This window comes from Nonomuraea sp. NPDC054003 (assembly GCF_055585125.1).
Window position 1 is genome coordinate 204193 of record NZ_JBVJKR010000001.1, and the last position, 13508, is coordinate 217700.

A 13508-nucleotide genomic window follows, 5' to 3' on the forward strand; every position below is an offset into this window, starting at 1 on the left:
TCGCACCCTTCGCGCGGACGGCGCTGGTTGCTCTCTTCGCGCCGGGTGGTGCTGCTTGCTCCCTCAGCGCCGGGTGGCGCTAGAGTTGCTCGCCTCCTTCGCGCTTGCGGCGCTCGTTGTAGCTGCGCATGCGCTGTGGATAGCCGGTCAGCTGCACGTCATACACCGGCAGCGCCAGGTCACGGGCCACCTTGTGGATCACTGCGGGTGATCCGACCCTGCGCCGGGTCCACTCGCCGTCGTCGGCTACTGCGACCGCGGTGGTGTCCGTCGCGAAGGTCTCGGGCTCGACGTAGAACTCGACGCCGCGCCGCGACTTGGCGAAGGCGATGAGCGCTTCGATGTCGGCGTCGGTGGCCTCGCGATCGAACTTCGCGATCTTTTTGCCACGCAGCCGCCGGAGGCCGTAGCGATCTCGCCATCTCATGAGTCCTTTTTATACCGTCAAACGCTTCGACGCGTCGGGGAAGATCTCGGGGATACATCCGGGATTCTCCCGATGCCCACGACCACCCCCGGTCGAGCAGTATGGGAAGAGACCGTTCGTATCCCGTAGGGAGAGGCATGGCTGTGATGACTGGGGTACCCACACCCTCGAGGCCGGGACAGGTGCCGCAGACTGAGCTGCGCGTCACCGACCAGGATCGGGAGCACGTCGTGGAGCACGTCAAGGCCGCCTACGCCGAAGGCCGCTTCGACAAGATCGAGTTCGACGACCGGCTGGAGCGCGCCATGACGGCGCGTACGCACGGCGACCTCATGCCGATCATGAGGGAGCTCTACGGCCCCAACGGCGTGCCCCGTTTCGCCGCGCCGCAGGCGCCCGCGCCCCGCTTCACGGCCGAGCCCGAGAGCAACGAGCGACTCGGCGCCTCGGCGGCCCACCTGCTGACCCTGGTCGGGTTCCCGATCATCGGGCCGCTCATCCTGATGCTGACGGCCGGCAAGACCTCGCCGTACATCCGGCGTCACGCGGTCGAGGCGCTCAACTTCCAGCTCACGATCACGGGGGCGTCCATCCTGCTCCCGATCACGATCATCGGTCTGGTGCTGGTGCCGGTCATCTGGGTGGTCGGCGTCGTCCTGTCCATCGTGGCGGGCGTCTCGGCCCTGTCGGGCGGCGACTACCGCTACCCGATGACGATCCGCCTGGTGAAGTGACCACCGTCGAAACGCCCGGCGAACGACCACGGACCCGCCTTCACACGAAGGCGGGTTTTCCCTTTCCCGGCCGAGGCGCGCGGACGCGGTGTCATCGGACACCGACAGGCTGGAGGCCCCGTCCTTCAGGGCGGGGAGGAAAGCCGGAACGGCCGGACACTGCGGTCTCCCGGTTTTGTCGGTGGTGGTCGGTAGTTTGATCGGCGTGTCCCGCTACCGGCTCCAGCCTTCGCCCGCCCAGGAGCAGGCACTGCTGGAGCACTGCGGGCACGCCGGGTATGTGTGGAATCTCGCGGTTGAGCAGCACGCTTGCTGGAAGCCGGGACGTATGTCCGCGCCGGGGTTCGCCGAGCAGTGCCGCCAGTTGACCGAGGCGCGGGCAGCGTTCGCGTGGTTGCGCACCGGGTCGATCATCGTTCAGCAGCAGGCGCTGAAGGACTTCGCGCAGGCCATGGCTAACTACTTCGGCGGAACCCATAGGCGTCCGGCATGGCGCAGGCGTGGGCGGGGTGAGGGGTTCCGGATCGTCGCCGTCAAAGCGGGTGATGTGCGCCGCCTGTCTCGGCACGTGGGCGAGGTGAGGGTTCCGAAGGTGGGCTGGATCCGTTTCCGCTGGTCGCGCGCCGTTCCTGACAGGGTGAAGTCGTACCGCGTCACCCGCGACCGCGCCGGGCGGTGGCATGTGGCGTTCGCCGCCATCCCCGATCCCGCCCCGGCGCCGGGTACGGGCGAGGTCGTCGGCGTGGACCGGGGTGTGGCCGTGTCGGCCGCTTTGTCCACCGGAGAGATGCTGAACGCTCCCGGGCTGCGCGACACGGAGAAGGCACGCCTTCGGCGGCTGCTGCGCAAGCTCGCCAGGGCCAGGCGCGGATCGAACCGGCGTGCAGAGGTCAAGGCCGCCATCGCCCGGGTGAAGGCGCGCGAGAGCGACCGGCGCGAGGACTGGGTGGAGAAGGTCAGTACGGGCCTCGCCCGGCGGTTCGACGTGATCGCCGTCGAGGACCTGAAGATCGGTGCCATGGCCCGGTCGGCGCGCGGCACCGTGGACGCGCCGGGCCGCAATGTCCGGGCCAAGGCGGGGCTGAACCGGTCGATCTTGGCCGCCGGATGGGGCGGTCTCGTCCGACGCCTGGAGGACAAGGCGCCCGGGCGGGTGGTGAAGGTCAGCCCCGCGTACACGAGTCAGCGGTGCTCGGCGTGCGGGATCGTGGACCGGGTAGCGCGTGAGAGCCAAGCGCGTTACCGGTGCCGGTCGTGTGGATACGTCTGCAACGCTGATGTGAACGCGGCCAGGAACATCGCATACGCGGCAGGGCATGCCGTGTCTGCGCGGGAAGGGCCACGGGTTGCCGGGCCGGTGCACCGCGAACCTCAACGCGACCTCCTCCTCGTGGGGTAGTTGCGGTTGGAATCCCCGTGCTTCAGCACGGGGAGGATGTCAAACGGTGCGCAGGAAGTCTCCGAGGATCCTGTTGAAGGCGTCCAGGCGTTCCATGTTGGGGTAGTGGGCGGCCCCGTCGATCGAGGTCGCGCGGCCGTCGGCCACCGCGCCGGCGAGGCGTTCCGCCATGCCGATGTGGTCGGGGGAGTCGGCGGCGCCGTTGACGGCCAGTACGGGGACGCCGATGGTGGGGACGCGTTCCCAGGTGTCGCGGACCGGGACGAGGTGGTCGGGCTCGCCGGCGCCGTGCTTGGACATGGTCTCCACGGCCATGCGGCGCAGGCGGCTCACGACCTGGGCATCGAGCTCGCCGAGCGAGCGGTGCGGCCCGGCGGCGAAGAGCATGAACCCCTCGACCGAGGCGTCCAGATCCCCGGCGGCCATCCCGGCGTGCCAGGTGGCCATGGCCCGGGTGGTCCACGGGTCGGTGAAGTAGGGCTCGCTGGTCCCCGCCCCGCTGACGACCACGGCGCTGACCAGGTCGGGGTGCTCCAGCGCGGTGTCTACGGCGAGGGCGCCTCCCATGGAGACCCCCACGAGGATCGCGGGGCCGGTGTCCAGGTGGCGCAGCAGGGCGGCGAGGTCGTCGGTGAGCCGGTACGGCCCGGTGGCGTTGGCGGACCGGCCGTGGCCGCGGGCGTCGGGCGCGATGACGCGGTACTCCTCCGCGAACACCGGGATCTGGTCCTCCCACATGCGGTGGTCCAGGAAGCCGCCGTGCAGGAGGACGAGCGGGCGGCCGGTGCCGGTGTCGATCCAGAACAAGTCATCCATGACAACCAAGGTGTCATTCTGTGGCGAGAATGGCAACCCAGGTGTCATCATGGTGGAGTGAGTGAGACAGCGGTTCCCGGAGAGCTGCCCGACCGGCTCATCGAGGTGTTCGACCTCGTGGGGCCGCTCTACCGGCGTGCCCACCGCAAGGTGGAGCAGGACGCGCCCGTCGAAGGGCTGTCGGTCGGGGTCCGGGCCGTGCTCAACATGCTGCGCGAGCACGGGCCCATGACCGTCCCCCAGATGGGCCGGGCCCAGGCGCTGAGCCGCCAGTTCGTGCAGCGCATGAGCAACGACGCGGCCGCGCTGGGGCTGGTGGAGTTCGTCGCCAACCCGGCGCACAAGCGGTCCTCGCTCGTACGGATGACCGAGGCGGGCCGCGCCGCCATCACCGCCCTGATCGACCGCGAGCGCGCGATGCTGGCCCCGGTCGGCGAGCACGTGACCGGGGCCGAGGTCGACGCCTGCGTCCGCGTGCTCTCCAGCCTGCTCCGGCTCCTCGACGACGTGGAGGTCGACTGAGGCGTCGGTGTCCGGCGGGCGGGCCGCCCGCCGGACCCCGAGGGCGGGTCAAGGCTGGACGTGGACCAGGTTCGCGCCCAGGAGGTCGGCCGTGGCGCGCAGGTCCGCGGCCCGGTGACCGGTGCCCAGCGCCCAGTGGTGGGAGATGCCGGTGGCGCTCCACTCGTCGGTCCACTCGCCGGGGTCGCAGCCGAAGTCCACCCGGGAGGTGGTATTGCCGATCCGCAGCAGCGGCCCGTCCACGACCTCGCCCTCCGAGACGACGAACCCGTAGCCGCCGTCACGCGCCTGGCGCAGCCCGAACACGGTGACCGGCCCGTGCTTGACGTCGAACTCGACCGACACGCCCCAGCCGCGCTTGCCGTGGTAGACGCCGAGCCCGCGCAGCAGCGGCTTGCGGGCGCTGATCGCCAGGTGGGCCGGGCCGTCGTGACCCATCTCGACGTGGCCGCGGTGGAAGTCGAGCGCCTGCAGCTCGGTGAACGAGCCGCCGGCGCCGAGCCGGTCCATGATGAGCATCGCCAGGCTGGTGCGCAGCTCGTACTCCCCGGCGGCCGGGATGCCGCGGGCGGTGAGCAGCGACGAGCCGAGGATCATGCCCGCGCCGAGCCGCTCGTGGATCTCGCCGTCGAGGCCGCGGTGGTAGTAGGCGAGGCTGTCCAGCTCGAAGTCCTCGACCAGCCGGTCCAGGCCGACGGACACCCGGGCCGCCCAGGCCAGGTCGTCGTCGTCGACGGAGGCGTCCAGCTCGAACACCTCGCGGGCGAGCTTGACGCGCTCGTCCGCGTCGCCGTCGGTCACCTTCTCCACGCGGACGCGCAGGTCGTCGAACTCCAGCACCTCCACGTGCCCGCCGAGGTTCGCGGTGACCAGGGTGAGGTCGGTCGCGACGTCCAGCATGCCGGGGTAGAGGTGGCCCATGAGGCCGTGCCGTCCCCGGCGCAGCGCGGCGCGCACGCCGGCCGCCCGCACCCAGCGGCCGATCTTCTGCCACGCCCGCTCGTCCTCCAGGTAGCCCGACACCGAGCGGAACGGGATGCCGAGCCGGGTGAACGCGTTGGCCATCTCCGGCAGCGGGCACGCCCCGCAGTAGGCCAGCCACTGGCCGGTGTCGAAGGTGGCGTGGTCCATCGACTCGGTCGGCTGCAGGTTGATCAGCAGCATGGGGGCGCCGCTGCGCTGCGCGATCGGCGCCAGCATGGTGGCCGTCATGTACGTCGTGAGGAACCCGACGATGAGGTCGCAGCCGGCGGCCCTGAGCTTCTCGGCCGCGGCCGCGCCCTCCTGGGCGTCGGAGATGAAGCCGACGTCGACGATCTCGGCGTCGAACTCCCCCATCCGCTCCGACACGCGCGCGGCCGAGCGCTGGAGCTGGGGGAGGAGGTCGGGGAACTGCGGCCAGTACGCTCCCAGCCCTCCGGCCACCAGCCCCACCTTGACGCGGGGCGGGGTGATGCGGGTGAACGTGCTCATCGGAGCCTCCTTCGTCAACGGACCTCGACTTCGACGATCCGGGTGTAGTCGTTGGCGCCGTTCGAGGCGAGCGCCACGATGCGGACGGCGTCCGCGGTGACGGCCGCGAAACCGGACTGCACGGCGCCGGCGATGTTGCCGCGTACCTGGGCGACGGTCTGCCACTGGCCGGCCACCCGCGCCTGGACGTCCCAGTCGCGCAACCCGTAGCGCGCGGCCGGGTAGCGCTCGGAGTCGAGCGTGTACAGGTCCACGCGGGAGATCTGCCGGGCGCCGCCCAGCTCGACAGCGACGGTGTCGGGCCAGGAGCGGGAGGTGGCGTCGTTCCAGCCGTTGCCTCCGGCCCAGCCGCTGGAGGAGCGGTCGCCGTCCACGATGCTGCAGGCCGGGTAGTTGGCGTTGGCGTGCTGGGAGGAGGCGGTGACCGGGCGGCGCAGCGCGTGGTTGCCGCCGTTGTCGAGGCTGTCCACGGAGACGACCTCGACCGGCACCTTCACTGTCTGCGACGGGGTCCGCAGACGCAGTTCGTACGAGCCTTCCGCGGTGCCGGGAGGCGGGGTGACGAGCAGTTTCGTGCGGACCTCGTAGCCCGGCGGCAGGTAGCTGGTCAGCATCGTGCGGGAGGCGGTGAGCGGCCGGTCGATCTCCACGTCCATGGTGGCGTACCGGGCCTTCTTGGCGTCGCTGCGCAGGCCGATGTCCACCCGGGCGGGGCAGGAGGGGTCGGCGCCGAGGAGGGCGACGATCCGGTCGGCGCCCGCGACGGGGGTGAGCTTGCCGGAGCCCTTGGCGGATCCCGGCTTGACCTTCATCAGCACCGCGGGCGGCGGCTCGGGGGTGGGAGCGGGGGCGGGGTCCCAGGCGGCGGCGGTGGTGAGCGTGAGGGCGGCGGCGGCCAGCGCGGCGGTGAGGTGACGCATGATCGTTCCTTCCTAGAGCGCGTTGAGGCCGGGGGCGCCGTCGAGGGTGACCAGGCTGGCCCTGGTGGACACGGGGGCGCCGGGCCGGTCCACGTACGGGATGACCTTGTAGTCGGCCCGCCACTGGTCGCGGGTGGCCTCGCAGGAGACGTAGCCGCGCTGGTAACTGGAGAACCTCAGGTGCGGGTTGACGGGGTCGCTGCCGCCGGGCGGCAGTCCGGTGTCCGGGTTGCCGTTGCCGCCGCTGGTGATCGAGGTGCAGACGAACTCCACGCCGACGGTGCGGGAGGACGGGTCGTCGAAGTTCTGCTTCAGCTCCCCGGCGAGGTTGTAGTGGATGTCGCCGGTCAGCACGACGGGGTTGCTCACCTGGCGGTCCACCATGCCGTTGACGACGCGGTCCTTGGCGGCCTTGTAGCCGTCCCAGAGGTCCATGCTGAGCTGCTGGGCGGGGCCGGGGTCGAAGTCGAGCTGGATCATGGCGATCTGCTGGGCGAGCACGTTCCACTTGGCGGGGGAGGCGGCCAGGCCGTCGAGCAGCCACGTCTCCTGCTCGGCGCCGAGCATCTGCCGCGCGGGGTCGAGACGCTCCTCGCAGCCGATCCGCTGGCCGTCGCCGCAGACCTGGTCGTCGCGGTACTGCCGGGTGTCGAGCACGTTGAACTCGGCCAGGTCGCCGAAGGTGAACCTGCGGTAGATCCGGGCGTCGGGGCCCTCCACGGGAGGCACCCTGACGGGCATGTTCTCCCAGAAGGCGCGGAAGGCGTTGGCGCGGATCACCAGGTAGTCCTGCTCGGTCACGTCGCCGCCGGGACCGTGCCGGCCGGCCCAGTTGTCGAGCACCTCGTGGTCGTCCCAGGTGACGATCCACGGCGCCCGGTGGTGGGCGGCCTGCAGGTCGGGGTCACTCTTGTAGAGGCCGTACTGGATCCGGTAGCGGTCGAGGGTGTCGCACTGCACCCGGTACTGCTCGGGTACGGGGATGTCGCGGTTCCCGCCCGTCGGCCGGATGCCGTACTCGTAGAGGTAGTCGCCGAGGTGGAAGACCACGTCGGGGTTCTCGTCGGCGAGATGGCGGTAGGCGGTGTAGTAGCCGTCGGGCCAGGAGGCGCACGAGGCGAAGGCCAGCCGCAGCGAGTCCGGGCTGCTGCCGGGGGCCGGCGCGGTCTTGGTGCGGCCGGTGGGGCTGATCTCACCGCCGGAGCGGAAGCGGTAGAAGTACTCGCGGCCCGGCTCCAGGCCCTTGGCGTCGATGTGGACGGAGTGGCCGTACTCGGGGCGGGCCCAGGCGGAGCCGTGGCGGGCTCGCCGGGTGAACCCCTCGTCCTCGGCGATCTCCCATTCGACCTTGAGCTTGGCGAACGGCAGCCCGCCGAGTGGCTGTAACGGGTCGGCCGCCAGGCGCGTCCAGAGGATGACCCGGTCGGGCAGCGGGTCCCCGGAGGCGACGCCCAGCCGGAAGGGGTAGTCACCCTTCACGGCGGCCTGCGCGGTCCAGGGGTCGGCCAGGTCGGTGGTGAAGGCGAGGGCGAGTGCGGAGCCGCCGAGCCCAAGGAAAGATCGTCGCGAGGGACGGTGCATGTTGCTTCCTAAGGTGGGGGGCGAAAGCCCTCACTTTGTAGCAAGATGCAATCGTTTTAACAAGCCTCAAGTTACAAATAACAGCTTCGGCGTTACAACTGCGCCACCTCGACGTGCGCGTGGTGGTCGCGGAGCCGTTGGAGCAGGTCGGCGGGGGCGTTGGCGTCGACCACCACGACGTGGAAGTCGTCCAGCGGAGCCACCCGGTGCAGCGCCACCCGGGCCAGCTTGGAGCCGTCGACGGCGAGGATGCGCCGGGTGCCCGAGCCCAGCATCGCCCGCTTGACCAGCACGATCTCCTGCTCCTGGTGGAAGGCGTACTTCTCGGAGATGGCCGAGGTCGAGACCACCACCACGTCGGTGCTCACCGCCTCGACCGCGTCGACGCAGCCGAGACCGAGAAAAGAGTCATGCGTGGCGTGATATTCGCCGCCGAGCGCGATGAGCCGGATGTCGGGATGGCCGGCCAGGAGCCTGATGGCCTCCAGGAAGTTGGTCACCACGGTCAGCGGGGCGAGCTCCTGGAGCTGGCGGGCCACGGCCAGCGCGGTGGTGGAGTCGTCGAGCATGACCGAGCTGCCCGGCTCGATCATGCCCGCCACCACGCGCGCGATGGCGTCCTTCTCCGCCGTGTGGGCCTTGAGCCGGTAGGCGATGTTGCTCTCCCACACGTTGCTGGCCTGCGCGGTGGCCCCGCCGCGGACCTTGCGCACCATCCCCTGGCGCTCCAGCTCGTCGAGGTCGCGGTGGACGGTCATCACGCTGACCCCGAAGCTCTCGGCGAGCTCGGTCACGGAGACGGAGCCCTGGCGCACGATGTGCTCGGCCATGCCCTGCCATCGCGCTGACCTGCTGGAGGTGTGGGGCCGCGACTTCACCTGAGTCTCCACCTGCTCGGAGGGCTGCGAATTCTACTCTTGACACCCAACTTGGGCGACTCGTAGTCTCCCGGCATCTCTCAGATTTAACAAGTTTGATTGGTAAGTTAACAAACTCGCGGCCCGCCGTTCTTCGCGCAGCCGTCGTTAAAACGTTCGCATCGGCTACCACCTCCCGGGGATCACAACCCTCCGCACGACCGAGGAGAGACAATGACCGACCTGCTGCGTGAGGCCCGGCTGAGCCGGGGGAACTTCCTGCGCATGATGGGCGGCCTGGCCGCCGCCACCCTCGTCACCGCCTGCTCCACCCGCCCGGAGACCACGACCACGACCACCGGCGGGCAGAGCACGACCGAGCTGAAGTTCATCGGCGTGTCCGACCAGAAGGCGCCGATGGACAAGCTGGCGGCCGCCTATCAGCAGGCCCGGCCGTCGGTGCGGATCGCCGCCTCGTACGCCCCCACCGACCAGGTGCAGACGTCGGTGCGCACCCAGCTCGGCGCCGGGAACGCTCCCGACCTGTACGTCGTGTACCCCGGCAACGGCAGCGCGATGTCGATGACCCAGATCGCCCAGGCCGGGCTGCTGGCCGACCTGTCGGCCCAGGCGTGGACGAAGACCATCCCCGAGGGTTTCAAGCCCGCCTTCCAGCTCGACGGCAAGACCTACATCCACTCGGCGGGCTCGTCGGTCATCGGCGCGGTCTACAACAAGAAGGTGTTCCAGAAGGCCGGCATCGAGGAGCCGCCGGCCACCTGGAGCGAGTTCCTGTCGGTCTGCGACAAGCTGAAGAAGGCCGGCGTGGTGCCCATCGCGCTGGGCGCGCAGACCCCGTGGGTCACCCAGCTCATCACCTACGCGCTGGTGCCCTCCACCGTCTACGCCAAGGACCCGGCCTTCGACGACAGGCAGCTCGCCGGGCAGGCCACCTTCGCCGACTCCGGCTGGCGCCAGGCCATGGAGATGTACCTGGAGCTGCAGAAGCGCGGCTTCTTCAACGACAACGTCAACGGCACCACGTTCGAGCAGCAGACCTCCATGGTCGCCTCCGGCAAGGCCGCCATGGCCGTGCAGGTGTCGGCCGTGCTGCCCGACTTCCGCAAGGCCGCCTCCGCGCCGGACGACCTGTCGATGTTCCCGCTGCCCGGAGCCGACCAGGCGTCCGAGGTGTGGATCCCGGCGGGCGTCGTGGTCGGGCTCGGCGCGAACGCCAAGGGCGAGCGCGTCGAGGAGGCCAAGGCGTTCGTCGACTTCCTCGGCAAGCAGGAGAACATCAACGCCTGGGCCGAGGCCATCGCCGCCATCCCGCTCACCCAGGACGCCTCCTCCAAGGTCGACCCGGCCGTGGAGTCGTTCCTGCCGTTCACCAAGGACCGGGCGGTGCCGTTCATGGACCAGCGCTGGCCCAACGCCGAGGTGCAGCCGGTGCACTTCGCGGTGGTCCAGGAGCTGCTCGCCGGCAAGTCCACGATCGACGAGGCTCTGAAGAAGATGGACGAGGCGTACCGGAAGTGACCCCCCTGACTGCCTTCCGCGCCCGCGCCGCCCGCGTCGCGGGGCGGCGGCGGGTCAGCGCGGATGCTCCGCCCTGGCTGTTCGCCGCGCCCGCGCTGCTGGTCTACGCGCTGGTGGTGCTCTATCCCGCGGCGAGCGGCGTGGTGTACGCGTTCACCGACTGGAGCGGGATCGGCCAGGACATGTCGTTCGTGGGCCTGGCCAACTTCCGCACGCTGCTCGGCGACGAACAGGCCCTCGGCTCCATCGGCAACACGCTGCTGCTCACCGTGGCGATCGTGTTCGTGCAGAACGCCGTCGGCCTGCTGCTGGCGCTCGGCGTGCACGCGAAGCTGAAGAGCCGGGCGCTGCTCCGGGTGATCTTCTTCGCCCCTGTCGTGGTCAGCCCCGTCATGGTGGCGTTCCTGTGGAAGTACATCTACAACCCCGACCCCACCGCGGGGCTGAACGGCCTGCTCGGGCTGCGCGTGGACTGGCTGGGCGACCCGTCGGTGGCGCTGTGGTCGATCGCCGGCATGGTCGTGTGGCAGTACGCCGGATACTCCATGGTCATCTTCCTGGCCGGGCTGGAGGGCGTGCCCAAGGAGCTGCACGAGGCCGCCATGATCGACGGCGCGGGCACGTGGCAGCGCTTCCGGTACGTCACCTGGCCCCTGCTGGCCCCCGCCGTGACGATCAACCTGATGCTGTCCACGATCGGCGGGCTCAAGTTGTTCGACCAGGTCTTCGCGGCCACGAACGGCGGCCCCGGCTACGCCACCGAGACGCTGTCGACGGTGCTCTACAAGCAGGCGTTCGTGTTCGGCAAGTTCGGCTACAGCACGGCGATCGCGCTGGTGCTCGCCCTGTTCGTGGCGGCCGTCTCCCTCGTCCAGGTCTACTACCTGCGCAACCGCGAGGTGACCGTATGAGAAGGACCTTCCTGCTCGAGATCGTGATGATCGCGGCAGCGGTGGCGTTCATGTTCCCCGTCTACACGCTGGTGTCGCTGTCGCTGAAGGACCCCGCGCAGATCTCGCAGTCGCCGCTGGCCCTGCCGGACCCGCCCACGGCCGACAACTTCGCCAGCGCGTGGACGGCCGCGGCCCTGGGCCCCTCGCTGGTGAACAGCACGGTCATCACGGTGGTCAGCCTGGTGGCGCTCATCGCGCTCGGCTCGTTCGCGTCGTACTTCCTGGCCCGGGTGAAGACCCGCCTCGGGTACGGGCTCTACATCCTGTTCCTGCTGGGCATCGTGCTGCCGTTCCAGCTCGGCATGATCCCGCTCTACCAGCTGGTGACCGAGCTCGGGCTGATCGGCACGCACGCCGGGATGATCCTCTTCTACACCGGCATCCAGCTGCCCTTCACCGTCTTCCTCTACACGGGCTTCATCCGGGCGCTGCCCCGCGACTACGCCAGCGCCGCCCAGATCGACGGCGCCTCGCACCTCGTGGCGTTCACCCGGGTCGTCTTCCCGCTGCTGCGGCCCATCACCGGCACGGTGCTGATCCTCAACGCCGTCTTCATCTGGAACGACTTCTTCACGCCGCTGATCTACCTCGGCGGCTCCGGCTACGAGACGGTCCCGGTCAGCGTCTTCGCCTACGTGGGCCAGTACGTCTCCCAGCACGGCCTGGTCTTCGCCGGCCTGGTGCTCGGCGCGCTGCCGATCGTGCTGGTGTTCCTGGCGCTGCAGCGCTACGTCATCAAGGGCTTCGCGAGCGGACTCAAGGGATGAACGTCCACGACCTGCTGCGGGAGCCGCCCCCGGAGTTCTCCCCGGCCGCCATCTGGTGGTGGAGCGGGGAGCCGCTGCGCCGCGACCGGCTGCGCTGGCAGATGGAGCGCCTGGTCGCGGGTGGGGTGCGCAACCTGGTGATCCTCAACCTGGCGCCCTCGGGGCCGACGTTCGGCGCCGACGCCGACGACCCGCCCTTCATGTCGGACGCGTGGTGGGAGCTGCTCGACGGGGTCTGCGCCGACGCCGCCGAACTGGGCGCCCGCCTGTGGTTCTACGACCAGCTCGGCTTCTCCGGCGCCGATCTGCAGGCGCGGCTGGTGGCGGAGCGCCCGGAGTTCGCCGGTCAGTGGCTGGCCCCCGACGGCTCCGTGACCTCGCGCGGTTTCGACTACCTGTCGCCCGAGGCGTGCGCGGTGCTGCTCGACAAGGTGCACGGCGAGTTCGAGCGGCGGGTGGGACACTGGTTCGGCCGGGTGATCGCCGGGTCCTTCCAGGACGAGCTGCCCACCCTGCCCACCTGGTCGGCCCGTTTCGCCGAGGAGCACCTGGCCCGCCGCGGCGAGCCGTTCACGATCGAGGACCCTGACTGGCTGGCCTACCAGCGCACCCGCGCCGAGCTCGCCGAGGAGGCGTTCTTCCGGCCGCTGGCGCGCTGGCACGAACGGCACGGCCTGGTGAACGGCTGCGACCAGCAGGACCCGGCCCGCGCCGGACACCCGGTGGCGGGCGTGCAGCTGTACGCCGACTACGCCGGCACCCACCGCTGGTTCGGCGCGCCCGGCTCCGACCACCACGGCGACGCCCGCCTGCATGCCTCGCTCGCCCACCTGTACGGCAGACCGCGCACCTGGATCGAGGCCTTCCACTCCAGCGGGTGGGGCGGCACGCTGGAGGAGACCCTCGACTGGCTGCTGCCCTGGCTGCGGGCCGGCGCCACCCTCTACAACCCGCACGCCGTCTACTACACGACCCGGCGCGGCTGGTGGGAGTGGGCGCCGCCGTCCACCGACTGGCGTCAGCCCTACTGGCGTCACCACCGCGTCTTCGCCGACGCGGTCACCCGTCTGTGCGCGGTCCTGTCGCAGGGCCGCCACGCCTGCGACGTCGCCGTGCTGCTGCCCACCGCCACCGCGCAGGCGGGCACCGGGACGGGCCACGTGGACGCGGCCGCCGCCCGCGCCGACGAGGTCTACCGGGAGATCGTCGGCGACATGGCGTGGTTCGCCACCCGTCCCGGCGTCCTCGACCGGCTCGGCCTCGACGCCGACGTCATCGACGAGGACTCGGTACAGCGGGCGACCGTCGCGGACGGTCGCCTCACGGTGTCCACCGAGGCCTACCGCGCGATCATCCTGCCCGCCGTCACGGAGCTGGACCAGGACGTCGCCACCAGGCTCGCCGACTTCGCCGCGGCCGGCGGCCTCCTCATCACCGTAGGCGACCCCCCGCAGTCTCTCCTCGACGCCCACCCGGCCCGCCCCGCGGCGGCCTCGGCCGGATCTCGGGACCTCTCTTCG

12 protein-coding genes and 1 pseudogene are annotated in these 13508 nt (G+C 70.5%); 7 read left to right on the forward strand and 6 right to left on the reverse strand.

Features of this window, described 5'->3' with window-relative positions; translation table 11 throughout:
- Positions 1-79 precede the first annotated feature (79 nt).
- Entirely contained in the window at positions 80-427 is a 348-nt protein-coding gene (locus ACZ6YG_RS00790; RefSeq protein WP_148030100.1) for a hypothetical protein, read from the reverse strand.
- A 182-nt stretch (positions 428-609) separates the two neighbouring features.
- Here ACZ6YG_RS00790 and ACZ6YG_RS00795 point away from each other — a divergent pair, with 182 nt between their 5' ends.
- On the forward strand, positions 610-1161 hold the full coding sequence (locus ACZ6YG_RS00795; RefSeq protein WP_261808380.1) for a DUF1707 and DUF4870 domain-containing protein: 552 nt from the start codon (positions 610-612) through the stop codon (positions 1159-1161).
- A 205-nt stretch (positions 1162-1366) separates the two neighbouring features.
- The gene (locus tag ACZ6YG_RS00800; RefSeq protein WP_466016827.1) at positions 1367-2560 is read left to right on the forward strand and encodes an RNA-guided endonuclease InsQ/TnpB family protein; all 1194 of its coding nucleotides are present in this window, start codon (positions 1367-1369) and stop codon (positions 2558-2560) included.
- Between the two features lie 39 nt (positions 2561-2599).
- Here the strand turns inward: ACZ6YG_RS00800 and ACZ6YG_RS00805 are convergent, their stop codons facing one another.
- Positions 2600-3376, reverse strand: coding sequence for an alpha/beta fold hydrolase (locus tag ACZ6YG_RS00805; RefSeq protein ID WP_466016828.1), 777 nt, complete (start codon positions 3374-3376; stop codon positions 2600-2602).
- Positions 3377-3433: 57 nt separating this feature from the next.
- On the opposite strand from ACZ6YG_RS00805, the gene ACZ6YG_RS00810 reads away from it, so the two are divergent.
- Positions 3434-3898, forward strand: a complete 465-nt coding sequence (locus ACZ6YG_RS00810; RefSeq protein ID WP_148030103.1) for a MarR family winged helix-turn-helix transcriptional regulator — start codon at positions 3434-3436, stop codon at positions 3896-3898.
- Positions 3899-3946: 48 nt separating this feature from the next.
- On the opposite strand, the gene ACZ6YG_RS00815 is transcribed toward ACZ6YG_RS00810, so the two are convergent.
- The 4 genes from ACZ6YG_RS00815 to ACZ6YG_RS00830 all read right to left on the reverse strand — a co-directional run bounded on the left by ACZ6YG_RS00815 (position 3947) and on the right by ACZ6YG_RS00830 (position 8750).
- Positions 3947-5371, reverse strand: a complete 1425-nt coding sequence (locus ACZ6YG_RS00815) for an arabinose isomerase (RefSeq protein WP_466016829.1) — start codon at positions 5369-5371, stop codon at positions 3947-3949.
- Positions 5372-5385: 14 nt separating this feature from the next.
- A complete protein-coding gene (locus ACZ6YG_RS00820; RefSeq protein WP_466016830.1) occupies positions 5386-6291 on the reverse strand; it encodes a discoidin domain-containing protein in 906 nt (301 codons plus the stop codon).
- A 12-nt stretch (positions 6292-6303) separates the two neighbouring features.
- Positions 6304-7872 (reverse strand): alkaline phosphatase D family protein, encoded by a 1569-nt coding sequence (locus tag ACZ6YG_RS00825; protein WP_466016831.1) that lies wholly within the window; start codon positions 7870-7872, stop codon positions 6304-6306.
- Positions 7873-7964: 92 nt separating this feature from the next.
- The gene (locus ACZ6YG_RS00830) at positions 7965-8750 is read right to left on the reverse strand and encodes a DeoR/GlpR family DNA-binding transcription regulator (RefSeq protein WP_271279191.1); all 786 of its coding nucleotides are present in this window, start codon (positions 8748-8750) and stop codon (positions 7965-7967) included.
- A gap of 213 nt (positions 8751-8963) precedes the next feature.
- Here ACZ6YG_RS00830 and ACZ6YG_RS00835 point away from each other — a divergent pair, with 213 nt between their 5' ends.
- From ACZ6YG_RS00835 to ACZ6YG_RS00850, 4 genes and pseudogenes are all read left to right on the forward strand, one after another.
- Positions 8964-10268 (forward strand): extracellular solute-binding protein, encoded by a 1305-nt coding sequence (locus ACZ6YG_RS00835; protein ID WP_466016832.1) that lies wholly within the window; start codon positions 8964-8966, stop codon positions 10266-10268.
- Positions 10265-11179 (forward strand): carbohydrate ABC transporter permease, encoded by a 915-nt coding sequence (locus ACZ6YG_RS00840; RefSeq protein WP_364230304.1) that lies wholly within the window; start codon positions 10265-10267, stop codon positions 11177-11179. Before ACZ6YG_RS00835 ends, ACZ6YG_RS00840 begins: the two co-directional genes overlap by 4 nt.
- Positions 11176-11988, forward strand: a complete 813-nt coding sequence (locus ACZ6YG_RS00845; protein WP_148030109.1) for a carbohydrate ABC transporter permease — start codon at positions 11176-11178, stop codon at positions 11986-11988. The genes ACZ6YG_RS00840 and ACZ6YG_RS00845 overlap by 4 nt, the downstream gene beginning before the upstream one ends.
- Positions 11985-13508, forward strand: a pseudogene (locus ACZ6YG_RS00850) (hypothetical protein); the annotation flags it as partial. The gene ACZ6YG_RS00845 and the pseudogene ACZ6YG_RS00850, both read left to right, overlap by 4 nt.

What these genes read in the sequence shown, in the direction of transcription:
- ACZ6YG_RS00790 (WP_148030100.1), bottom strand. Translation starts at nt 427, where the DNA reads ATGAGATGGCGAGATCGCTACGGCCTCCGGCGGCTGCGTGGCAAAAAG.
- ACZ6YG_RS00805 (WP_466016828.1), bottom strand. Translation starts at nt 3,376, where the DNA reads ATGGATGACTTGTTCTGGATCGACACCGGCACCGGCCGCCCGCTCGTC.
- ACZ6YG_RS00815 (WP_466016829.1), bottom strand. Translation starts at nt 5,371, where the DNA reads ATGAGCACGTTCACCCGCATCACCCCGCCCCGCGTCAAGGTGGGGCTG.
- ACZ6YG_RS00820 (WP_466016830.1), bottom strand. Translation starts at nt 6,291, where the DNA reads ATGCGTCACCTCACCGCCGCGCTGGCCGCCGCCGCCCTCACGCTCACC.
- ACZ6YG_RS00825 (WP_466016831.1), bottom strand. Translation starts at nt 7,872, where the DNA reads ATGCACCGTCCCTCGCGACGATCTTTCCTTGGGCTCGGCGGCTCCGCA.
- ACZ6YG_RS00835 (WP_466016832.1), top strand. Translation starts at nt 8,964, where the DNA reads ATGACCGACCTGCTGCGTGAGGCCCGGCTGAGCCGGGGGAACTTCCTG.
- ACZ6YG_RS00845 (WP_148030109.1), top strand. Translation starts at nt 11,176, where the DNA reads ATGAGAAGGACCTTCCTGCTCGAGATCGTGATGATCGCGGCAGCGGTG.